At 46.8% G+C, this 630-nt stretch carries 1 protein-coding gene; it reads left to right on the top strand.

Annotated features, from left to right (window positions below; all coding sequences use genetic code 11):
- Positions 1-131 precede the first annotated feature (131 nt).
- A partial coding sequence (locus tag R8N49_RS28215) for a triacylglycerol lipase (RefSeq protein ID WP_318190580.1) occupies positions 132-630 on the top strand: 499 nt, incomplete at its 3' end.

Genomic DNA, 630 nt, shown 5'->3' with positions numbered 1-630 from the left:
TCATCATTTGTGTTGTTTTTCATTTGAGCAATCACAGAATAAAAACATGTGCTTCATGAAGACTTCCCATCTTCTCAATTTGTCTCCTACCTTTTATCACTCATAAGAGGTCATACCACAAGGAGATAACTTTGAAACTCAAACTCATAGCAGTGTTGCTTTTTACTCTAATTACCCTGCCGATTGCTTCAGCCAACGCCGCCACTAGCTATACGCAAACCAAATACCCCATTGTGTTGATTCATGGTTTATTCGGCTTTGACTCGCTGGCTGGCGTGGATTATTTCTTTGGTATCCCTCACTCATTAACCAAAGATGGCGCTACAGTTTATGTGGCACAAGTTTCTGCGACAAACAGTAGCGAAGCCCGCGGTGAGCAGCTTCTTTCTCAAGTCGAAACCTTACTCGCCGCCACAGGTGCTAGCAAAGTGAACCTCATTGGTCACAGCCATGGTGGCCCAACAGCGCGTTATGTAGCCTCTGTACGCCCTGATTTAGTGGCTTCTGTCACCAGTATCGGCGGAGTGAACAAAGGCTCAAAAGTCGCAGACTTAGTACGTGGCACCGTTCCAGAAGGATCGGGGACAGAACAGTTGGCCGTTAAACTCGCGCAGGGGTTAACCACTCTGA

The sequence above is a fragment of the Vibrio sp. 1978 genome, assembly GCF_033344345.1.
The sequence above is the reverse complement of the archived record's forward strand: the minus strand, read 5'-3'. Positions and strand labels throughout refer to the sequence as shown.